Origin of the sequence: Ferruginibacter sp. (genome assembly GCF_028288465.1) — a bacterium.
Taxonomy (GTDB): Bacteria; Bacteroidota; Bacteroidia; order Chitinophagales; family Chitinophagaceae; genus Ferruginibacter.
Genome location: NZ_JAQBNR010000025.1, coordinates 1 through 24,834 on the forward strand (window position 1 = coordinate 1; position 24,834 = coordinate 24,834).

Below are 24,834 nucleotides of genomic sequence, written 5' to 3' on the forward strand. Positions count from 1 at the left end.
CGTTGCGGCAGATTTAGTAGCATTATATTCAAAACGTAGAACTGAATTGATGTCGATAGGTGTAGCATTCGCGGCATAAAATTGAATATTATCGATATAAGTTGCGCCTGAAGTTTGTTGAAATTCAAGCTGCAATGTCGCATCCGCTTCTGAAGCAGATACTGTCAATAAAATTTCATGATCCACCTTTGCGATGCCAAAAGTACGGCTGGGCTTGTCCGATATGGTTGCATAAGCACCATTCGTCTGCCTGATCAGCGCGTTGACAAGACCATTTTCGGTGGATCCGACGGTAGAAAAACGCACAATATATTTCTGACCGGCCGATACGGCGCCAACCGTTTTTGATACGAAAGTAAAGCTACCCGTGGAATAGCCTGGTACCAATTTTAATGCTCCGCCGCTACCTACTTTTCCGGAGTTATCCCAGCTCGAGGTATTGTTACCATTATCTGCAAAAAAACCAGTACTACTAATATCACTATTGAAAGTACCATTGATCACAGTGTTAGCACTTGTTAAACCGTTTAATGTATAAGCTGGAATAGCAACAGGGGGCAGTTTGGAGGCCAAATCGTGACCTGTGGCGATCTTCCATCCGGCAAATGTCATCGGGGGAGGGAATGTGTAGCTTCCCGCTGCAGTAGGTTTGTAATAATAGCCATATCCTGCAGCGTCGGGCTGGTTTAGATAGTTATTATCTACTGTACCCATTTGCTGCATGGCTGTTTCAATACTGGTCGGGTATGGATAATCCAAGCCGGTATTGGCATAGAAGAAACTGTACTGGTTAGGTAGTTTTGGGTAAAACACGTTATTCGTGATGCTAAAGTTAGTAAGTGCTGGCCCGTCCCAGTATTTTGAAACTCCAATTGCACTTCCATTATTAAAGCTGGTATTCCCGTTAATTTTTACATTGGTTGGGTTATTCATGTAATACCCATTACTGGCAACATTAGCAACGGAGTTGTTGAGTACATCCACGTTCATGGTAACGCCATCCAGGTAAATTCCCTGAACGTTTGTATCGCCTCCTGTACCGGCTGGTGCACCAATACCATTTACAACAATATTATCGCTTACAACCCGGCCAGAATATGACTGCCCGTTGGTTGAAAAAGTGTATATCCCCCCGCCATCTTCCACTACATAATTATAAGCGTTGACCAGGTTATTTTTTACTAATACATTATTACCTTGCCAATGGATTCCCGTATAGCCGGTATTTGTGACATTATTATATTGCAAGAGTGCAGTTGAACTTACGTCTACAAATATACCTTTGTAATCAGCACTGTTCCAGTTGGAACCCATACCTGGAAATGTTCCTGTATTCGTAATGGTTGAATTGGTGACAGTAGCATTTTGTGTAAGTCTGTCCGTAATATCTATCCCGTTCGATAAAGCGTAATCACAGTTAAGATTGTCTACTAATACATTTGGACAGTTAAAAATAAATAGCCCTTTTGCTCCGGAAGAAGAGATGGAACAATTTTGAATGCTGATGTTCCCCCCGTCTCGGGCATACACTGACGCCAGGTTGGCTCCTTCCAGGGTTAGCCCCGATATTGTTATAAAATTGGAATTTTTAAGATTGATAAGTGTGTCTAGCGTACTTATCTGAATGTTATACATTGACGGGTTATTTGCACCAAGGTAAATTTGAAGGTTTTTTGTACTTGGCTGAAAGTACCATTCGCCCTGTTGGTCAAGTGTTCGTGCATCTCTTTGGAAAAAATACCCAAAGCCATCTGTAGGAGCACCAACAGATGCATTACCATCTGCAAGGTTGATTGGAGTCGTTGGGGTGTAGTAAATATTCGTGCCGGATTGTCCCGTAACCAAACACCGTTCAAGTAGAAAATGTTGTTTTCTGATACAAACTTCAGCTCCCGTCCAGTTGGGACTAGAGCTTAACTGATTGTCAGTAATTGTGTTTAGATTAGTATAAGTTTCATAAGTCAAATAGCCACCATTGGGGGCATCTGCGTTGGGATACCTGCCTATTTGTTGAGGCTTACCATTCAGTGTAACCAGATTGACACTTGCTTTGGCGCCTAAAGCCGGAGAAACAAAAATTCCATTACCAATTGAGTTCCAGGAATTTAAAGTGGTAAGACCTGTGATTACGGGGTTATTTCCTGTTCCGTAAGCACCCAACACAATCGGGCTTCCAAAACTTCCGGACCTACTTACAACAATAGATCCGTAAAAAGTGTCTCCCCGTTTAAAAAAGACATTGTCTCCTGGTTGCAGACTCCCAAAAAATGAATTTAATTTATTGATACTCTGCCAGGGAGTAGAAGGATTCTGAGCCTGGCTACTGGAATATCCATCGTTACCCGAGGAACTTGAAATATAATAGGTATTTGCGTTAGCCGCAAAACTGAGCAGCATACAAGCCAGTAATAACATACCGCGTCTCCTGCCATGAAGAATACGGGGAGTACGCTGAAAAAAAGTAGATTCTAAAACCATGAGTTTCTCAATTAGATTGTTTGAAATTTTGTTTATGACGATTGGATGATAACACGATATACTCTCGGGGGGATATTTTTATGATATGTTTAATATAACTTTCATTATAATGCAATTACAGATTTTTAATTTTTAACAGTTATCAGATAAACACTTTTGGAAATTTTCTGCGCACAAGGAGTGAGACTGATATTGGAATTAAATTTGTTAGAACTATTTTAACAAATACCATGCCTAATAGAATTAGTTGTTAAAAAAAATAGTCATGTCAGAGTGGAAACTTATCAACAAAATCGTCTAAGTGTTAATAAGCAATAATGGTCGAATTTAAGCCTGTTGCCGGATAACTAAATGCTCTCGAGTTCAACTCGGGTTAAACAGTTGTATTAAATTTAATATATCTGTATTGCAGGAGGGAGGAGAATGAAACTAGTGATAATATTCACCCCGGCAGGGAAGCAGCATGCGGAATTGTGGGGTACAAAATCATTCGAAATGGTAGGTCACTCCGGTAATTTATCTGGAAATAAAATGCCATTTTATACTTTTACAAGTTGCCTCACAATATTTTCCATAGTACCAAAATAATTCTCCATTGAAAAAGCTTTAATAGACTTTGTCATGGAGGTAGTAAGTCTTTCCGCAACAGTATCATCACTCAAAATGCGGATAATTTCTGCAGCCAACCTTTTTTCATCCCCTTTCTCAAGAAGAATTCCATTTACATTATCTTCTATATAGTCTTTGGTTGATGGAGTAGCAGTAATTATAATAGGCTTCGATAAAAGTGCAGCCTTAATCATTACGGTTAAACCTGCAGGAGCTGTTGTCGTTAACGGCATGGCAACAACAGAGGATTCAGTCAATTTTTGATAAAAAAAATCAAATTCGCAATCATAATACATCGTCACATTTTCAGGAATTTCCAGTGATAAATCAAAGTGAATTTTTCTGGCAACAGCAGTAAATGGTACTTTTGGCAATAACTTAGCCGCATTAAAGAGTGTATTCCAATCTCTCATCGCCTCACCACCACAAAATACCGACCCATCACCCGGTTTAAAGGGTGCTGACTCATAATGTTCTCTTATTGCATCATGTAGCAGGTAAAAATGATCTACATGAATCTTAAATTCTTTAGAATATACATCAATTAGTCCTTTGGAATTTACAGTAATATAGAAATATGGATATTTAAAAGCGGTATTGTAAACAACCCTTCGCACTATGGTGTTGATAAATCCTTTGTCGTGACTAATCATGTTTAAAGATAAAATAGTGCGTTTAATCCCCAGTAGCTTGCAAAAGAAGCCAGTCCACGCGCCAATGACAAAATTCTGTGCGATTATCAAATCATCTTGTTTTGACTTCTGTATTGAGGCAATTGCAACCTGTATGTATTTATAATATAGGATAATTCTTCGCCAACTGACAGTTCTGTTTTTCATCGAGGTTTTCATACCCAGTGAAACACATTCAAAACCCTTCGGTGCGAAATGGTCGATCATAAATTCGTTATTCTTTGGTTCACTACAAACTGTAAATATTAATCTCATTAAAGTATTATTTTATAATAAATTTAGTATATATTACGGAGGTTACCTGGGATAATGGCATGTTGATGGTAAACCAAGGTAAAAAAAATTATAATACGAATAGTTTACATTTTAGAAATAAATTGCCGCACTTTCAAATTACGCCAGAAGCGAAATTGTTTTCCATAAGGGAATCCTTTCTTTTTATTGCCCGGCAATCACGTTCTTAAACGTCTGTATCCACTCTTGTCCTATTACATCGATAGTATATCTTTTTGAGGTTAGTAAGGCCTCGGCAGCCATTTTTTCTCTTTTTTGTTTATCTCCCATTTGTTCTTTAAGTTTTACCCCAAATTCATTCAAATCAAACGGCGTGACGATGGAGCCGTTTATATTATTGTCGATCAAATCATAAATTGCTTCAAAACTGCCAAATACAATGGGCACCACGCCGTATTGAACAGCTTCTATAAGGACCATAGGAAATCCTTCATAACTTGATGTTAAACAAAATATGCTACTCTCTTTGTAAAAGGTAACCGGATCCTGATTTCCCGCAAATATGACCTTATTCAATTTTAGATGCTTGGCTAATTGCTTTAGCCGCTGTAATTCCATATTTTGATAATCGGAATTGTCACTTTGCTCACCATGCAGGCTGCCTCCAACAATAATTAGCTGCCAGTCAGTAAAATCCATTTCTACCATCTTCCAAACATTCAATAGCCGGTCCAGTCTTTTCTGATTGAATTCCAGCCTGCCAACATAAATTACCTGATTTTTTTTCTTTGAGATTTCAGCCACGGCATAGTGGTCGTTGTATGATAATGGATTCGGGATAGCTATTATCTTTTGATTGTCCTTAATTCCTGAAATTTTATTGAGTAGCGGAACATAGCCCTTCGACAGTAATACAAAACGTTCGCTTGATTGAATCGCCAGTCTGACATACCTTTTATAGGTTTTTTGATACTCGCTAAACGCCATGAATATAAGTAGTCTTTTTTTTATGGAATTCTTTATACTCTTGTTCTGCAATTGCAAATATTGAGATAACGTTTGCCTGTATTGTCCATAAAATTGGGTAAAAATCAGCGGTGTATTGTGCAGAATTGATATGATTTTACAGGATGTACCTTCAACAGCCTTCGAAATTAAAAGCGTAACGGCATTTGCTATGTTACCCTGATTTATAATAATATTAAAATCATTCGAAACGATTACATCATGAACATACGTTATATTAACATCTGTACTGATTTGGGTAGTATCAGGTACAAAATAGTTTACTATTTTGTCATCACTTTCGTAATAAGTAAGTTCCTGCAAGGTGAAATATAAAAAACCAACTTGAATACCTTCTTTTACAAAATAGTGAGACAGGACATGAGTCACACGTTCAACGCCTCCAACTTTTGGATTTACTTCCAGTCCAAGAACAAAGAGAATTTTCATTTTAATAAAGCTGATGGTTTTTGAGTTTAGGATATGGGAGCTTCAGTTTTTTTGATTGTCAGACCTAACATTCTTGTGGTCAACGACCGCATTCCTGATGAGGTTACATATATCAGTATTCCATAAATAAAAAATGATGACATGAAAATAAAAATTCCATTGATTATCCATTGAATGTAGGTAATAGCGACATGCAAAATATTTCTATTGACTATAAAAACAACCGTAAATGTTAGCAGCAAGACTAAAATGTGTTTAAAAATATTAGCCCAATAATTTAAAACACTTTTTTGAAAACCACTGGAAAACAGATAATATGGCTTCCAGATGCATACAATTAAAATCGTACTGACTGCCGTGCCAGTTAGTATACCAATTATTCCGTATTTATACCCCAACACTAACGTAATACAAAGGTTTAGCCCTGCCTCAGCCCACGGCGCCCAAACATGACCATACAATCCGTAAGAGTCTAAAAAGCTATCTACTGAATAGCGTGTAATTGTAACATAACTATTAAATAGTATAAGAAATAATATTGTGCCGCTGATCACATATTCTTTTCCCAGCCAGATGGTGATGAAAGGGTCTATGAGAAAATAAGAGGAAACCATGATAATGCCTGCAAAAAAATATCGAAGTGTTAGCAATTCCCAAAAAACAGTATTAATTTTTTCAACGTCCCTGCTTGCAACCAGGTTGCCCAAAGATGCCACTCCGCTGTTTAAAAAGGAATTAAGTAAACCTACTAATCTTGATATAATGAGCGTATAATTGGTGTAGTAAGTTACCTGGATTAAACCTGCAAATAAATAGATGAAAATATTGTCGGTTTCCAATACTACGACACCTGCAAATTTGTGCGATATTAACCGCTTTATATCCCTCAATAAAGTGGTATGGGAATTCAGCATTGCTTTATCGTATTTCTGTAGTCGTAGCCATGGATATAACTTATTTACATAGTGGTTTAAAAAAATTGTGTTAAGAGTTGCGAAAATAACTTCCATAAGCAACCATATGTAAAAACTGCCTTCAAAAAGATACAAAAACAGAATCTGCATCAAAATCTTTAACACCATGAACGTGTTTGAAATAATTACGATTACATAGTTTCGCTGGTCGGCAACAATTAAAATTTGCTTATAATTGAAAAAGAATCCAAGAAGATTTGAATAGAGAAATGTCAGGAAAGCTGCAATCACAAAGTAAATACTTATGCCGCTCTCTTTGAAAATATATGGTAGAAAAAAAACCACAATTAAACTAAGTCCCACTATAACATATCCTATTATCTTATAAAAATGGCCGAATATGGTGATGACCTCCTTTATCTTTTCGTGATTCTTATCGTGAATGAATTTGTATAGCGCGAAGGCTGTAGCGGACCAAACTCCTAATTCTGCTAAATTTAATATTCCGAGGATGTTTTGTAAAGTAGAGTTTAAGCCTACAATACTATTGCCTAAAATAGTGAGGTATATCTTGCGGGAGAAAAGCGATACGAAAAATAATATTACATAGAAAATTATATTGACTCGGGCGTTTATCAGGGTATATTTTGTACGCGACACAGTATTATTTGATTTATTAATGATAATTTAATATATTCTCGATAAGCTTAAAATCGTTTCGGTGCAAATTAGTTGCCCCATTTCAAAAAAACAGTGCAATTCGATTAAAGCAACAACGTTTTCTTATCGTTCTTATTTTTTTATAATATGAAATAGGTGAAGCAAATAAAATCCGGAGTGCATGATATGAGATTGCCTTCCTTTTTTATTGAATAAATATATTTGCCTGATCCCTGCTGCACGTTAAAAATGCAAACTTAAACTGTTTACTATAACATGTAAATTTTAATTTTATTTTTCGCGTTCTATTGTTGGTTTACATTTTTGTTGATGATCTAAATTATCTACGTTGCTAATTAACGATAATAACGTTACATCTATTAATCCGGCTATAGGACTTTTACCCAATTGATTATGTTTGTCACAAAATAACGAAACAGTGAATTTTATAACTTTACCCGAAGTATTGGCAACTTTGAAAAAGAAAACTATTTATTCTTTTAAAATGTAGCGATAAGGTTTTCACAAAAAATGAAATGGGAAAAAAATCACTATTTTAGCTTTGATTCATAGGTTAATGGGAATTGTTATCGAAAAATGGCAAGGAGTAAGAAAATTATCATAATGATAAATAATCCTGTAGCATCGGAGATAGGATGAAAAATTGAATAAAACTTAGAAGTTTGTTAACTCAACTAGAATGAAAATCCAATGCGGCGGCGGTAGAATGGGTAGATTGAACGGACTGGAATATTAACTGAGGGTTTCTATTGATAAATAGTATAAAGGGTTCATTACAAGAAATTTTGAGGCGGGAGAAATATCGGAGTATCAGTAATAAAACCAACTGAAAATTATACCCGATAGGACCATAAGCTGTAAATAAAGGAGGTTATTTTAACTTAAGCATCCAGATTAACTAATAATAGTACATGATTTTTACTTCGCTAAATTTTGCCTTGTTTTTTTTGATTGTGGCAGTGATTAATTATTTGTTGCCTGTTAAATACCGATATATCTGGCTACTTGGGGCAAGTATATATTTTTACATGTTTACCTCGCCTATATATATATTGGTTGCCGCAAGTATTGTATTACTTACTTATTATGGTGGTATCGAAATTGAAAAACAGGGGGACAAAAAAGAGAGTTTTCGACTATATGTTTTTACAATTATAGCAAATGTCGCATTCCTTATTTTTTTTAAATACACTAACTTTTTTACTTCAATTGTTTTTGATACCATCAATTTTTCTCGTCAAAAGCTATTGCATGCTGGCCCACCAATTGCCAATTCTTTGTTAGTTAATATTGCCGCTCCCTTGGGGATATCCTATCTTACTTTTCAGGCAATCGGCTATCTTATAGAAATCAAAAGAGGTAACCATCCAGCCGAGAAAAAGCTGGGACATCTTGCTACGTTTTTACTATTCTTCCCAAAAATAATCGCCGGACCTGTGGAAAGAGCACATCATTTTCTTCCGCAAATAAGTGAAACAAAAAAATTTGAGTATAGCAATGTTAGTACGGGTTTAAAACTACTAGTATGGGGCTTATTTAAAAAATTAGTAGTTGCAGACAGGTTATCAATTTATGTGAATGCCGTGTTAGGAAATGCCGACCATCACAACGGACTTACTTTGATTACAGGCACTATCTTTTACGTATTTCAAATGTACGCTGATTTTTCAGGTTACACGGATATGGCACTTGGACTTGCCAAAATACTCGGATTTGATTTGGTGCAAAATTTCAACAGGCCTTTATTTGCCAAGTCAGTTACTGAATTTTGGCGCAAATGGCATATCTCTTTATCCACTTGGTTTGCAGATTACTTTTACAACCCAATTGCAGTTGCAAAAAGAGATTGGGGTAGTTGGGGTATTGTTTATGCGTTTTTTTTAACCTTTGTAGTTTTGGGGTTTTGGCATGGAGCCAATTGGACATTCATTGTATTCGGTGCCTTGCAAGGGCTAGCTCTCACCATTGAGTTTTTTACCCGGAAACAGCGGAAATACATCAGAAAAAAAATCCCTTCTTTGGCAAACAGTATAGCCGGTATCTTATTTACGGTTGGCTATTTTGGTTTTTCCCTGATTTTTTTTAGATCCACCAGTTTAAAAGAAGCTTTTATAATCATAAAAAGGATATTTACCGCACGGGGAGGTGCCATATATATCGAAAATCCTTCCATTATTTTGTTTTCAATTGCATCAATAGTTTTTTTTATGCTGGTGGAATTCAAAAAGGAATATCTCGACCATCTATTCACTTTTTCCGATAATAAAAATTGGCTGATCCGTAACTGTTACTATTGCATGTTATTACTGATCATCTTAATAGCCGGCGTATTTGACGGAGGTGAATTTATTTATTTTCAATTTTGATTATTCTCAAAGTATAGAAATGGGATTTAAAAAACTTAGCGCAGTAAATGGATATCAACATTTGCTTATCAAAACAGGAGCATTCATAATCCTCGCTTTTATAGCCGATTTTTTTGTCGGCGGAATATTTCATTATTTTTATTTTAAACAATCTTCGGGGTGGGAATACAGAACCAAGTATTCCATTGAGGATACCCGGGCAGATGTATTGATTTTCGGAGCCTCAAGAGCGCAGCAGCAATATAACCCAGACTATATTGAAAAGAAAACAGGGCTCACCTGCTATAATACTGGGAGAGATGGAGAACCGGTTTTCTATTATTATGGAGTGTTACAAGGGGTGCTTAAGCGGTATACTCCCAAAATTATTATACTTGATGTAGAAAACAATGTTTTTAGAGAAAGCCAGGACAGTTACGACAGACTGTCGATTCTGTTACCATACTACACCACCCATCCTGAGATGCGTCCTGTTATTGAACTAAGGAGCCCTTTTGAAAAACTGAAATTGCAGTCAAGAGTGTATCCCTTTAATTCAATGCTTTTTAAAATTGCAATCGGCAATACCGACTTTAATAAGAAGCGGTTTGAAGATATCAAAGGGTATGTTCCGTTAACCGGAGCTTTGGATGAACCTATAAGAACTGTTGACTTGTCTAAAAATAAGTATGCAGTGGACACTAACAAAATCAACTGTTACAAGTCCTTTATAAACGATTGTTTGAAAGCAAATATTAAATTGTACCTCGTTTGTTCGCCTTATTTTTTTCGTGCAGTGGGAGAGGATACATCTATGCAGATTGCAAAAGAAATTGCGAAGGAAAGGAAAGTTGACTTCATAGATTTTTCAAAGGACAAATTGTTTTTAAGCAATTCAAAATTTTTTGACGACACGATACATGTGAATGTAAGCGGTTCAGAAATATTTTCAAACAAGGTGGCCGATACTCTTTTATCTAAAATTAACAGCAACGCTCGTTAACAGATTTAGAGATGAATGCTGATTCAATTGCTGTTCATAGATAAATAATTAACAAAAATCGCGGTAATGCTCTTTAATTCATTTCACTTTCTATTTTTCTTCTTACTTGTTACAACGTTTTATTTTATTTTACCTCATAATAAAAGGTGGCTACTTTTATTATTGAGCAGCTGTTATTTTTATATGGCGTTTGTTCCTATTTACATTTGTATTTTGGGATTTACTATCGTAGTAGATTATTTTGCCGGCATATTAATTGAAAATTCCAATGGGAAAAGACGCAAACTCTTTTTAGTTTGCAGCTTGGTAGCCAATATTGGAATTTTGTGTGTTTTTAAATACTATAATTTCATTAACGAAAACTTGTCGTATCTGCTTCATGGCTTTGGACGATCTAACCCAATTCCATATCTATCTATTTTGTTGCCTATTGGTCTTTCCTTTCATACATTTCAGGCCATGAGTTATACTATCGAAGTGTATAGGGGGAATCAAAAAACAGAGCGACATTTTGGAATATATGCCCTGTATGTGATGTTTTATCCGCAGCTTGTTGCAGGGCCAATTGAAAGGCCCCAAAATTTATTACACCAATTTAGGGAGCATCATCATTTCGACAGCGACCGTGTATTTGAGGGACTAAAGATCATGATATGGGGTCTGTTTAAAAAACTAGTCATCGCCGATCGGTTAGGAGTATATGTGAATAATGCTTACAACTACGTGCCGGAGCAAGATGGAATGACTTTATTATTGGCTACAGTATTTTTTTCCTTTCAGGTATATTGTGATTTTTCAGGGTATTCTGACATTGCCATCGGAGCCGCAAAAGTGATGGGCTTTGATTTGATGGCTAATTTCAGGCGCCCTGTTTTAGCCAAGAGTACAGGCGAGTTTTGGAAAAGATGGCATATATCATTATCCACCTGGTTTAAAGATTACCTGTACTTCCCAATGGGAGGAAACAGGGTTTCAATTCCCAGGTGGTATATTAATCTGATGGTTGTTTTTCTAATCAGTGGTTTGTGGCATGGAGCAAACTGGACCTATGTTATCTGGGGCGGAATTAACGGTTTTTACCTGGTTTTTGCGATCATGACGCAAAAGACCCGTGACAGATTTAACAATTTTGTCGGCATTAGCAAGCATCCAAAGCTATTTTTATTTTCACAAATTTTAATCACATTTTGTTTGATTACTTTTTCACGGATATTTTTCAGATCGAGAACAATTGGAGATGCTTTTTTAATTATAAAAAAAATTCTGTCTTTTAATGGATCACCTTTTAACGGTGGTACCTCCATACTTATTTATTGTTTTTTCGCAGTGTTTTTTTTGCTTGCCGTAGAGCTGAAAAAAGAATTCTACAGAGGATCTTTTACGCTGTCTCATCATCCCAATTTTTGGATAAGAAACTCTTATTACTCTTTACTAATTATATTGATTATGCTGCTGGGTGTATTTGATGGAGGACAATTCATTTATTTTCAATTTTAAAAGATGGCAGAGAAATGACAAATACAACAAAAAAAAAATCACTGCAAAACTTTTTCTTAAAGCTTGCGGCATGTTTGCTTATTATATCACTGGTCGATTTTACTGCAGGTGCAATACTTAATAAATATTATTTTAATCAGCAGTCTGGGTATGATTATCTCACCACTTGCGCTATCGAAAACACGACTGCGGATATCTTGATTTTAGGATCTTCAAGAGCTGTGAATATCTACAATACAGACATTTTTGCAAAGCAAACAAAATTGTCATGTTTTAATGCAGGACGATACGGCGAACCTATATTTTATCACTACGCGGTACTTAAAGCAGCATTAAAAAGGTATACACCAAAGACTGTCATTCTTAGTTTTGACGCAGGTAATTTTAGCATAAATGCTGAGGCCTATGATAGAATTGCCGCGCTGCTACCATATTACAAACGTCACCCTGAAATACATTCAATTGTTGAACTAAAGAGCCCTTTCGAAAAAATGAAGCTATTGTCATCCATCTACCCGTTTAATTCGCTGCCTCTTTCTATCGTAGCAGGCAACCGCGAAAGTAACAAAGCTAAATACAGCAATTCAAACGGATTTATACCAATTGAGAAAACTTTTGAAGGAGAGCTGAAAACATTTGATTATACAAAAGAAAAGCAATTAGACCCGGTTAAAATTGAAGTGTATAAGTCGCTTATGCAAGAATGTATAAATCGTAAAGTTGAGTTGGTTGTAATTTGTCCCCCATACCAAATCCATCGCATAGGGGTAGATGCTTCTATAAATGAGGGCAAAAGACTAGCACAACAAAATGATATTCGCTTTCTGGATTATTCAGCAGATACAAGCTTCACTAACTATCCTGCGCTATTTGCTGACTTCCGGCATCTGAATATAAGAGGGGTTGAGAAATTTTCAAACGTCATAATTGACACACTGAAAAAAAGATTTCAGTGACTTTTCAATCTATCTTAATCTAAGTTTTCCGATTAAAACTTTCTTTAAAAAATTCACAATTTCTTAAAAATTACAGGATACTAAAATCCGGCTGCTGTTTATAAAAACAGCAAGCCGGATTTATGCAATTGTTACCTGGCTTCTAACTATTGTTGCACACTTAAAACAGGAGTAGTAACAACCAGCTGGTCGGTATTAAGCTTGGTGTAATAAATGCCTGTATTTATTGCGGGTACTTTTTTATTGATTGAATTAAATCCTTTTTGTAAATCAACCTGGCTTGTATAAATTATTCTGCCGCTAACGTCTGCCAATAGAATTTGCATTTTTTGCTGATAATTAGTGGTAAGATTTATTTTTAAATCGTTGCTGCTCGCATTAAGCACTACGTTGAACAAAGTAAATGATGGTACATTACTCACAAAGGCGGAAGCAGTTTTACTATAGTCGAACGTCGCATCATTGTCTATCATAACCAGCCGATAGTAATTGGTTCCTTTTAATGGATGTTCATCAGTAAAAGCATAATTGATCTGTATTTCCGCGAAGCCATTTGCCGCCAGTTCCCCTATGTTTTCAAAATTTTGGCCATCACCACTTCTTTCAATTGCATAGTGACTTACGTTTATTTCTGAAGCAACGGACCATTGAAGGCGAACTTTTTCATCAATATTTTTTGCAGAAAAATCGAGGAGTTGAACTGGTAACACGCCTGCTTCTGTTACATTAACAAAAGCCAGAGCTGAATCTCCGACACTGTTTACAACTTTTAATTGAAATGTATATGTGCCAGCTGTCAAATTACTAATTGATGTACTTGGATTGTTTGGTGTGGCTATAAGGTATTGATCTGGCCCTGTAACCTTAGTCCAGGTATAACTTGTTACAGTTCCGACTGCACTTCCCTTCAGAACGGTGCTGTTGACTGGCAATGTTAGAGAAATATCTGTTCCCGCATCAGCTTTTAAGCCAACCGGTAGTGCGCCTGATTTGATTAAGATTGCTGAACTAAAAGGCTGTAGCGTTATTGAACCACTGTAGACGATACTGTCAACTCCAATATAGACTGCATCAAGCGAGATGGTTTTTGGTGTTACAGTAGCATTATATTCAAATCGTTGGTTTGCCGGCGTATTTGCGGACACCAATAACGAGTGAGCATCTTGGCTTGAATAAGTCTTCCACGTATCAAAATTAACATTTGGGGGAAAAGTAAATCCGCCTCCAATAGATGAGGCATAATACCACGAAAAGCCGGTTGGATTAATCGAATTGTAGTAATTGCTATCAACCCGGCCTAATAATTGTAAAGATTGTTGTATGGTTTGCACTACCGGCGACGTTGTCGTATTCAGTCCAGTGTGGGTATGCAGCATTGAAACCTGGGTGATCTGCGTATTAACAATAATATTTTTTTTCAGGGAAAAATTAGACATACTATCGCTATATTGCCGGCCTACATACCATCCATTGCAATTATAAACAGTATTACCTCTCACAGCAACATCCTTGGGTGAATTAGTAAAAATTCCAAATCCGGTTCCGGCAATAGTACTTATGCTGTTATTTGTAATTTCTACTCCTCTTGCGCCGCCATCCAGGTAAATTGCCTGCGCATCAGTTTGCTCCTGCGTTCCAAAAGGGGCAAATACGCCGTTTGTCACAATATTGTTTCTGATTTTTCGGTTGTTGTTGCTTGTACTAAATGTATAGATTCCTCCACCATCGTTTCGGTTGGCACAATAATAATTTACAAAATTACTGTCGATGTCGACATACGAGCCATCAAAATGAATTCCATTATAACCGGTGCTGTCAATACTGTTCAGGCTAACCCTGGCTCCTGTAGCAACACCCACATAGATTGCATTTGCATCAGCGGGATCATAAAAACTTGCCATTCCCTGAAATAAGGCTGTGTTTTTTATCCTATTTTGTGTAATTACTACATTGGTAGCTGGTCCACGCACATCGATTGCACTACACATTGAATAATTAATGGCATTGCCAACCAACAGGGTGTTGAATGAATACCATCCATATATTGCCTTTGCCCCAGTATTTGTAATTGTACAATTGGCTACCGTAATATTGCTTCCATCATGAAAAAATACGGCAGCCATATTGGCGCCTGTTAAACTTAAATTTGTTATGGTAATATTTGAACGCGTGCCAATGTCGATAAGAGTATCTATCGAACTAGCCTGGACTGTATAAGTTGAGGGATTCGCGTTCCCAAAATACATTTTCATATTGTGCGTCGTTGAATCATAAAACCATTCACCAAATTTATTTAACGTCCTCGCATCTCTTTGAATAAACAAACCGAACCCAGGCGAGATTGGCGTAGTAGGTGCGGATGTGCTGGAATTCCTGGGGTTTATAGTTTTGATTGTTTGCACATAAGAAACAGTATTGCCCGATTGCGATGAAACACGGTTTCTTTCAATTATGTAGGACATCTTCCTTGCTACAACTTCAGCGCCTGTCCAGTTTGTGGTGCCCAAGCCTGCTGCCGATAAGGAAGTGTTTCCAGAAAATGCAGATGTTACTAAATACCCGCCATTAGCAGAATCGCTGTTGGGATACCTCCCTACTTCCTGAGGAATGTCATTGATGGTAACCATGTTCACCGCATTTTTAACGGAAGGAGCCGATACCTGAAATACACCAGCGCCAATTGTAGTCCAGGAAGTGAGCGGGGTAAAACCTGTAATCACAGGTTGCGAACCACTACCGTAGGATCCGATAACGATTGGACTACCGCTTGTACCCGATTTACCGACAACAATGGAACCATAAAAAGTTTCACCGCTTTTAAATAGTATTGAATCCCCGGCCGCAATGATGCCAAATGAAGCATTCAATTTTGCAATGGTTTGCCATGCAGATGTGGGTGAGAGGCCAGTATTTGTATCAAGCCCTTTTGCTGAAATGTAATAGTTTTTTGCCTGCACAGTACTTGCAGAAATTACTAGCAGAATAATAAATAGTTGTCTCATAGGAAGGGATAGGATTATTTTCGATTATAGAATTCCGTTACCAGTATATCAACTCCATCCGAAATGCGGATAATACTGATATAACCAGTTTAAACTGATCATTTCTTACAATGAATGCAGCTTAAGATGCGAAAGCCTGACTTTAAAAGACCGAAGCATTAAATGATTTCGTTCGAAAAAAATACGAAAGGGTGGTGGGAACAGGTAAAATGGTTTTCATAGTTTTCAATTTTTAATATTGGATATAGTATATGCACAATGCCGTTAATGGCATTTGTATATAAGGTTAAAAATTATACCAGGGATTAACTGGCTAAAGGATACGGACCAATTTGAAACGCATAAGTATGTGCCTTATTATTTGAGACAATAGGTTTTGGAAAGATCGGGTAAAACTGGGCAGTTGCTTCGGAAAATACGAAGTTGATATTTGGAAAATTTCCGCAAAAAGGACGGGCTTTTTTACCCCTTCGAAAAACAGTTGATATCCTAAACAAATAAAAAGACTTTCAGCTATTACCATTGTTGTTGCGGAATCAACGTTTATATCAAAACTTAAAACCTGTATAGCTAATAGCCATACAGGTTTTAAGTAAGCACATATTACTACTTATTTGTTTGCTTAATAATTGGGATTCTGCGTAATAACCCCTTTACTCTGGTCGATGATAATTTGCGGTACCGGCATATAATAATCCTTCGGGCGCTTGAAGGTACGGCCCGGTATCACTACCGCACCTTTATATGGTTCCAATGGGGAAGCCGTTTTTGGTTTATTATAAATGGTATCCAGGTTTATAATCTGCGCTTTGTCCCATCGCATCAAATCGAAATGACGCACATTCTCAGCGCCCAACTCAACCCTCCGTTCATGGATCAATTGTTTGATGGTAGCGCCGCTCACCGGTTGTAAACCTGCACGGGTGCGAACTGCATTGATTTCAGCATCGCCCGCACCCGGGCCACTGGTGCGAATTTTAGCTTCTGCCACCACCAGGTAAATATCAGCAGTACGCAACAAAGGCTGTTTTAAGTCGCCATCGAGGTTGCCGGAATTATCAGGGTTGAAAGCCGTATATTTTCTGACACAATATCCTGTAGTAGATGATTGACTTGGCAGCATACGCCCGGTAAACTGGCCTTTCTTCCCCGCGAACATCTGGTAAGCATCCTGATCCTGTATTTCAATCATAGTAGTTTGATGAGGGATAGAATCACCTACTGATAACAACGTTGCCTGTTTGCGTACTACATCTGCCGGCTCAAACTCTTCAGCAAAATTTTGTGTAGGATGATGAAAGCCCCAGCCATTCCAGGCCCTGTTGGTAAAGTAAATATTGATAGGCGAGTTGTTGTAATTGTTTTTATTCCACACCGCAAACAACAATTCAGAATTGTTGTCCTGGTTACCCAAAGTAAAGTTATCCGTGTAGTTGGGTGCCAGTGCATAATTGGCATTGGTGATTACTTTGGTACCATATTCCTGCGCTTTATCCAGTTTTTCCCAGAACAGGTATAATTTAGCTAACAAGCCCCAGGCAGCACCCTTGCTTACACGGCCCTTGTCTTCGGCGCCATACGTTTCGGGCAGCAAGTCAGCAGCTTTCAGCAAGTCTGATTCTATTAATTTCCTTACATCTTCTACAGTTGACTTGGCTACATTGTAATTACCGGTTAACACATTGTCTTCCTGTATCAGAGGCACTTCCCCAAATATTAAATTAAGCGTCCAGTAACCATGTGCTCTTAAAAAATAGGCTTCACCTAAAGAACGCTTCCTTATATCTTCGTTCATCACAGGAACCTTCGGAACATAGATCAGTGCATTGTTCGATCTGGCAATTTGCTCGTAAGCCCATCCCCAGGTTGGATGTAACTGGTAGGTTGCAGAATTGGTAGTAAATCTTTCTATTTCCCAAAAATCAGAGTGATCACCATCAACTGAAATATCATCTGATGCATCATCGAACGCATACAGGTTATGGCCTACACCTTCTTCCTGTGTAAGAACATTATAGATACCATTGATACCGGCAACTACATCACTTTCGTTGCGCCAGTAATTGGCAGGCGTATACTGGCCCACAGGCGTAACATCCAATACTGATTTTTTTAAACAGCCAGCTCCTGAAAAAACAAGGAGGGCCGAAGGAATAATCAATTTATAATTGAACCTTGTCATAATATTTTTCTTTTAAAAATTAAAGTTTGCACCAATGGTTAATGATCTTGCGGAAGGGTATTGCGCCACATCCACACCTCTTTGTTTGTTACCATCAGTATAACCCAACTCCGGAGTGTATCCCCTGTATTTGGTAAGATAAAAAGCATTATAGCAACTGGCATACAGCCTGATTTCAGGGAACTGCACGTTGCCAATTTTGGGTTTAGAAAATGTATAGCCAACAGATACATTCTTTAATGCGAGGTAATTGCCTTTTTCAATCCAAAGGTCGGAAGAGCGATAATTTTGGTTGGCGTTTGCCCTGCCAAGACGTGGAATGGTATTGCTTGTACCTTCTCCATGCCAGCGGTTCAATGATTCACTGTACATGTTAAATACCTGGGTCGCATCCAGCCCGGCCATTCTATCTGCATTGTATAATTCAAATCCAAATGCACCTGCAAAAGAGAAATTAAAATCAATTTGTTTATATCTCAGACTACCATTGATGCCCAATACCATTGACGGATTAGGATCTCCCAGGTAAACCCTGTCTTTATCATTCACAATACCATCACCATTCAAATCACGGAATCTTACATCGCCTGGCCTGATATTGGCTTTGTTGGGATCGTTGCTGATATTGGCATCCTTGTCAATATCGCCCTGGTTCTGATACAAGCCATTTGTTTTAAATCCATAGAAAGAAGCAATGGGCTGTCCTTCATAAGTACGCGAAGTTTCCAACGATTCCCTGCCATAAAAAACGGAACTGATGTAATCAGAATTGGTGCCATATAAAAGGGTCACCTTATTTTTTATAAAAGAAGCATTGGCCCCGATGGAATAGGTCAATTCACCTGCCTTGTTCTGGTAATTCAGATCTACTTCAATACCGCGGTTATTAAGTGTGCCGATGTTTTGATTTGGAATGGTAACATTACCGCTGCCATAAGACAGGTTCACATTGGCACCGTACGTTTCAACCAATGAATAGGGAATCAACATGTCTTTGGTATTCTTGTCGAACCAGGTAAGCGTACCGGTCAGATGGTTTTTCAGCAACCCGAACTCGAGACTTATGTTTTTCATTTCTGCTCTTTCCCAGGTAATATTTGGATTGGCAAGACTGGTTACAAAAGAACCGTCAACAACATTGGTGGCTGATCCGAAAGCATAGTTGATACCGCCGCTTCTGATAATGGAGAGGTATTGAAAATCAGGGATGTTTTGGTTGCCTAATTGTCCCCAGCCGGCAGTTAGCTTCAGGTTATTGATAAAGTCAACACTGTTTTTGAAGAATTTTTCGTCGGATATACGCCAACCTGCAGAAACGGCGGGAAAGTAACCCCAACGGCTGTTTGGTGGAAATTTGCTTGATCCGTCTGCACGCATAGTAGCCGTTAAAAGATATCTGCCCATAAAGCTATAATTTGCCCGGGCGAAGTAGGACATCAACCCTGCTGCCCCACGACTGCCACCAGAAAACTGGTTAGCGCTGCTTCCGTTGTCGAGTATGCGGTGATCATCCGCCGGATCGGTATAGCCCCGTCGTTCTCCATAATAGCCATCGTTTTTAAATGACTGGGCAGAATAACCTGCGGTAAGATTCAGGTTGTGCACTTTTGCAAACTGTTTGTTATAAGTAAGAAACAATTCATTTAATAAAGAACTTGATTCAGCATAACTGCGCCTGAGCGAAGCCAAACCGTTTACCCTTGTCTGATCTGGCGTTGCAATACTAAAATTGTACCCGTTATAACTATTGTAATCGTACGCTATATTGGCCTTAAATTTTAACCCGCTGATAATATCGATTTCAGCAAAAGCATTCGCAAGCAGGTGATTGTTTTTATTAAACTGGTCTGTAGTGGCTGCAGTAAAAACAGGGTTATTGATATCGCCCAATTCGTTGCTTGCTTTGGAACTGCCCCAGCTGCCATCTGCATTTAAAACAGGGATAGCAGGATTAAAACGCAATGCTGACCAAACAAGCCCGGCCTGTGTAGACCTTGTATCAAGCCCACTGTTATTGGTGAAAGAGTACAAAACATTCTCGCCCACTTTTAGCCTGCTGCCAACTTTATGTTCAGAATTAATTCTTGCACTGTATCTTTTAAAAAATGAATTAGCAATCATTCCTTTTTCATCGTAATAGTTACCAGAGATACTGTAAGTGGAAACTGCATTGCCACCTCTTACCGCAACATCAGCATTGGTTACTTTACCAGTTCCAAAAAGCGCCCGCTGCCAGTCGGTACGCTGCGTAGAATAACTGGCATCATTCCAGATAGATGGAACCGGAAGATTGTCATTGGTGAACTCTTCTTTTTTTAAGGTCACCAAATCAGGTGCTGTAAGTAATGATAAATATTTAATGGGGTTTGAATTGCCGGTATATACGTTTACCGAAGTTTTCAATTGTTCGCCATATGTACCTTTTTTGGTGGTGATTAAAATAACCCCATTGGCAGCACGTGTTCCATAGATCGCAGATGCAGAAGCATCTTTTAGTATTTCCATAGAAGCAATGTCGTTGGGACTTACATCATTCAAACTCCCAACGGGTACGCCATCTATTACAACCAACGGATCAGAATTATTGATGGTACCTGTACCGCGGATTTTTATGTTTGGCACGCTACCCGGCGCACCGTCATTCCGGATGATATCAACTCCTGAAGCACGTCCCTGCAAGGCAGCAGCGGAACTGCTTACCGGAAGGTTTTTAAAATCATCCCCTTTTACAGTACTGATGGTGCCAGTAACATCCCGTTTGCGCTGGGTGCCATATCCAACTACCACCACGTCTTTTAGTGAACCGGCTGCAGCCTGAAGTGAAATATTTAAAGCAGATTTACCGGACACGTTTACGACTTGTTTTACGTAACCCACCATGGTAAATTCAAGCTCTGTTGAACCCGATGGCAGTGCAATAGAATATTTGCCCCTGGAATCTGTTGTTACTGCGGTGGAAGATTTTAACGCAGTAACAGTTACGCTTTGTAAACTGTTACCGTCCGCATCTGTTACAGTGCCCGTTATTGTGCCCTGTGCAAAAAGCAAACTGCTGAAGAACATGAGTAAGACAGCCAATGACAATCTCTTGTTACATCTCATTTGTAGATAGTTTTGGTAATAAAAAAATATTGAACTTGTTGTGTTACCCAATAATGTTCAATAAACACTTTTGGTTCCGCAAGTTAAATGCCTTGAGCTGATTTGAATGTTTTTAAATGATTAATATTTGTTGTAAAAGCAAAGGCCTTAAATTTCCCGTATAACCAACACGTAAATATGTAAACTTAATTTTAGTTTCGCGCTAATCTGCAGGCATTTATTTACTCAACCGTTTTCGTAATTGCCTTTACTTTCATTACTTCCTCAGGATTTGTTCTAACAACCTGAATGCGGTTTTTTGCTTTTGCAGCAATGAGCAGGAGATTCTTTTCAGTCTTTATGCTGATAAGATTGCGCACATCTCCGTTAACATTAAGCCCTGTTTTTTCATAAGGCACCGGTGAAAAATTGCCCTTACCGTCGCCCTTTAACACCAATCCTAAGCCTGCATCCAACGGACCAAGGTTTACACGAAACGGGAAGAAATTGCCAGCCAGTACAATGTCTTTATTACCATCTTTATCTAAATCAACAGCCACCAAACCGTTGACTGCACTGATTTGTGCCGCAACGGGTAATGGCCTGATGGTAAATTTTCTGCTGCCCTCATTTTGTAAGTAAACAGACTGCAATGTTTTTATTGTTACTGTCTTCGCTTTATCCAGTTGTTCTTTTGTAAAGATGTCCTGCAATTGTGCGTCTGCATAATCAGCATGTAATAAAAACTTTTTTTGGATCGCCGGGATCTGATCCGCCAATTCATCTTTTGAAAAATAAGGATAACTTTTTCCCTGGTTGTAATAACAAAGAATAGGATCCATCATACCATTACCATAAAAATCGGCATAGGTAATAGTCAACGGTTCAGTAGCACTTGCCTTTAGTTGGGTGTTAGTACCAAGATTACCAATTGCCAGGTCAGTGTCTCCGTCTTTATCAAAATCATCTGGCAGTATGCGGCACCACCATCCCTGTGTATCTGCTAATCCATAAGCCGTTGTTTGGTTAGAAAATATGCCATTGTGATTTTCAAAAATAGTAAGCGGCATAAATTGTCCAACCACTATTAAATCTTCCCATCCATCTTTATTCAGATCCAGCCATACAGCGTCCGTAACCATACCGGGATAAACAAGGCTTGAATCTTTTTGAGCTGCATCTTTAATAAATTTAATTTCTCCGGGCTTGCTTACATTTTTCAGCATAAAGCTTTCTGGTGCAACAGGAAAAATACCCGGCGATAATTTGCTACCCACATATAAGTCTGGCAAACCGTCCTTATTATAATCAGCGGCACGGGCGCATCCGCCACTTACCGTTTCTTTGGGCAATGCATTGGGCACGCTATTGAAATTACCATGACCATCATTTTCAAAAAAGCGGTCCTGGTAATTCTTGTTATTTAAAAAGAAATCAGCACCGCCGCTTACCAGGTACAAGTCCGCATCGCCGTCTTTGTCCGCATCAAAAAACAACGCATCCGTATTGGTGAAATTTTTATCGTTATTCCATGGCTGGCTCAGTGAAGGGATAAACTGACCCGATTTTGTTTGCAGGTACAAAACACTTTCTTGTCCCGCAGATGCACCAATAAAAACATCTTCCAATCCATCCCCGTTCACATCTGCTTTGGTAATACAGGGCCCTGTTTTCGAAAGCTGGTAGGGTAGTAGTGGCGATATTTTAAAATCGACAAAGGCAGATTGCTGATGCGTAAAATCAATTCCTGTAGCAGCAGTAACATCTTGAAACCACAGGTTAGCTTTAGGGATTTGCTGTGTATCATTTTTAGCCATGGCATCACTTTCATTAATTGTAAGCAACGTATCCGCCTTTGTATTACTTATTAAAGTCTCTTTACCTCCGGGCCACCTTATTATGATGGATTCAACCAGGCTGTCAGGCCCCAATCCAATATGCATTACCGGATCAACAGAAGATTGAAAGCCACGGGTTAAATACTGCTCCTGCAGTTGGCTGTTGTGAGCCGTTTTTACATATACTTTCGCCCCGATGCCCTGTGAGTTTTTTTGCGTTCCCCTGAACTTCAATTTCAGGTAATGCGCCTGCGTATTATCGTTTGCATTGTTTTTATAAATAGTAGCAGCATCATTCAGGTTGTTGATCACCAGGTCAAGATCGCCGTCATTGTCCAGGTCAGCATAGGCGGCTCCGTTGCTAACTGATTTTTTGGTAAGGCCCCAGCTGGCAGTCACATTTTTAAAAGTGAGATCATGATTATTTTGAAAGAGGTAATTGGTAAGTTTGGTTGAGGGCATTTTCTTTATCAACTCCCACATTTCTTCTTTACTGCCATTGGTACTGCCCACTTTTGAAGTATAACCCGAAGTATATTTTACAAAGTCCAGATTGGTGATGTCTTTGTTCAACCCGTTTGAAATAAACAAATCTTTCCATCCATCATTATCAAAATCCGCCAGTAGGGGAGCCCAGCTCCAGTCAGTGTTTGAAACGCCTGCCAACTGCCCGACCTCGCTGAAAACCGGTGTGCCATTACTATCGATGCCATTATTCAGCTGCAACGTATTGCGCATTTGCTGGCTGTGAAAACCAGTATTTAAGCGCATATTGTATTTGTCATAGGTGTCGGCTCCTTTTAATAATTTTTGCCGGTGGTTATCTTCCGGCAACATATCCATCACCATGATATCCGTTTTGTCATCGTTGTTATAATCGGCGATATCACTGCCCATTGCAAATTCAGAAATGTGGCTGGCAGCCTTTGTTAGTACCTCACGAAAACTGCCATCATGATTATTCAGGTATAAAAAATCTCTTTCATCATAATCATTGGTAACATAGATATCAGGCCAGCCATCATTATTAATATCGCTGACGGCAACGCTCAATCCAAAATTAATTCCGCTGCCGTCAATGTGAGCTTCTGTACTGATATCAGTGAAAACTCCGCCATCGTTCCTGTACAAACGGTTGCCAAATTTCGGATGTCTTGTTGACCGCAATTTTGTTGTATTAAAATCCGGGTTGTAAAACATATCGGCATGGTTCACCATAAACATGTCAAGATCGCCATCATTGTCCATGTCAAAAAAAGCAACGGTCGTTGTGTAAGTTCCGGGGGCATCCAGGCCGTATTGTTTTGCCATTTCTGTAAAAACAGGAATGCCATTTTTTATGCCGTTATTAATGTACAATTCGTTCGCCCTTTCAGCATCGGTACCAGGGCCGGAATAACATACATACATATCAAGCAGTCCATCACCATTCACATCGGCCATCACCACACCGGTCTTCCACTTATTGCGGCCTGCCGTTCCTGAAAGTGCAGTGACATCTTCAAATTTAAAACCGCCTCTATTTAAATATAATTTATTGGATGTCATATTGCCCGTGAAGTATATGTCTGCAAGCCCGTCATTGTTAACGTCGCCCACGGCAACACCGCCGCCGTTATATAAATACTCATACGTGAGAATATTGTAATCCTTGTCTTCTGTGATATCATTTCTGAAATTGATATTGGTGCCTGCTGATGGCATTTCTGAAAACATAGTTTTGGTACGCTGCCTGCAGGAGGCTGCCGCCATCAATACAAAAAAAATAAGCAGACTTTGACGAAATGAGAATTTCATAAAATTATTTAACGAGCCAACACCGGTATCAGCTGGTTATTTTAACTGCGAAAATAACAAATGGAAGGCG

The 24,834-nt window shown here is 38.5% G+C and carries 12 protein-coding genes; 4 read left to right on the top strand and 8 right to left on the bottom strand.

The features are described from left to right. From JWR61_RS13050 to JWR61_RS13065, 4 genes are all read right to left on the bottom strand, one after another. On the bottom strand, positions 1 to 2,478 hold a 2,478-nt coding region (locus tag JWR61_RS13050), incomplete at its 3' end, for a right-handed parallel beta-helix repeat-containing protein (protein WP_301928218.1). A 539-nt stretch (positions 2,479 to 3,017) separates the two neighbouring features. Continuing rightward, positions 3,018 to 4,034 carry a glycosyltransferase gene (locus tag JWR61_RS13055; protein WP_301928219.1) on the bottom strand — a complete coding sequence of 339 codons (1,017 nt, stop codon included), beginning with the start codon at positions 4,032 to 4,034 and terminating at the stop codon, positions 3,018 to 3,020. A gap of 183 nt (positions 4,035 to 4,217) precedes the next feature. Then, the gene (locus JWR61_RS13060) at positions 4,218 to 5,468 is read right to left on the bottom strand and encodes a glycosyltransferase (protein ID WP_301928220.1); all 1,251 of its coding nucleotides are present in this window, start codon (positions 5,466 to 5,468) and stop codon (positions 4,218 to 4,220) included. Between the two features lie 26 nt (positions 5,469 to 5,494). Next, positions 5,495 to 6,382, bottom strand: coding sequence for a lipopolysaccharide biosynthesis protein (locus JWR61_RS13065; protein WP_301928221.1), 888 nt, complete (start codon positions 6,380 to 6,382; stop codon positions 5,495 to 5,497). A gap of 1,619 nt (positions 6,383 to 8,001) precedes the next feature. On the opposite strand from JWR61_RS13065, the gene JWR61_RS13070 reads away from it, so the two are divergent. The 4 genes from JWR61_RS13070 to JWR61_RS13085 all read left to right on the top strand — a co-directional run bounded on the left by JWR61_RS13070 (position 8,002) and on the right by JWR61_RS13085 (position 12,864). Then, positions 8,002 to 9,429: an MBOAT family protein gene (locus JWR61_RS13070; protein ID WP_301928222.1), complete on the top strand. Its 1,428-nt coding sequence runs from the start codon at positions 8,002 to 8,004 to the stop codon at positions 9,427 to 9,429. A gap of 19 nt (positions 9,430 to 9,448) precedes the next feature. Further along, the gene (locus JWR61_RS13075; RefSeq protein WP_301928223.1) at positions 9,449 to 10,411 is read left to right on the top strand and encodes a hypothetical protein; all 963 of its coding nucleotides are present in this window, start codon (positions 9,449 to 9,451) and stop codon (positions 10,409 to 10,411) included. Between the two features lie 459 nt (positions 10,412 to 10,870). After that, positions 10,871 to 11,908: an MBOAT family protein gene (locus JWR61_RS13080; RefSeq protein ID WP_301928224.1), complete on the top strand. Its 1,038-nt coding sequence runs from the start codon at positions 10,871 to 10,873 to the stop codon at positions 11,906 to 11,908. Positions 11,909 to 11,922: 14 nt separating this feature from the next. Then, a complete protein-coding gene (locus JWR61_RS13085; RefSeq protein WP_301928225.1) occupies positions 11,923 to 12,864 on the top strand; it encodes a hypothetical protein in 942 nt (313 codons plus the stop codon). A 146-nt stretch (positions 12,865 to 13,010) separates the two neighbouring features. Here JWR61_RS13085 and JWR61_RS13090 read toward each other — a convergent pair whose 3' ends face one another. The 4 genes from JWR61_RS13090 to JWR61_RS13105 form a co-directional block, all read right to left on the bottom strand. After that, positions 13,011 to 15,866: a right-handed parallel beta-helix repeat-containing protein gene (locus tag JWR61_RS13090; protein WP_301928226.1), complete on the bottom strand. Its 2,856-nt coding sequence runs from the start codon at positions 15,864 to 15,866 to the stop codon at positions 13,011 to 13,013. Positions 15,867 to 16,488: 622 nt separating this feature from the next. Further along, complete coding sequence (locus tag JWR61_RS13095; RefSeq protein ID WP_301928227.1) at positions 16,489 to 18,048, bottom strand: RagB/SusD family nutrient uptake outer membrane protein; 1,560 nt, start codon at positions 18,046 to 18,048, stop codon at positions 16,489 to 16,491. 12 nt (positions 18,049 to 18,060) lie between these two features. Next, a complete protein-coding gene (locus JWR61_RS13100) occupies positions 18,061 to 21,150 on the bottom strand; it encodes a TonB-dependent receptor (RefSeq protein WP_301928228.1) in 3,090 nt (1,029 codons plus the stop codon). A 221-nt stretch (positions 21,151 to 21,371) separates the two neighbouring features. Next, entirely contained in the window at positions 21,372 to 24,764 is a 3,393-nt protein-coding gene (locus tag JWR61_RS13105; protein ID WP_301928229.1) for a VCBS repeat-containing protein, read from the bottom strand. Positions 24,765 to 24,834 lie beyond the last annotated feature (70 nt).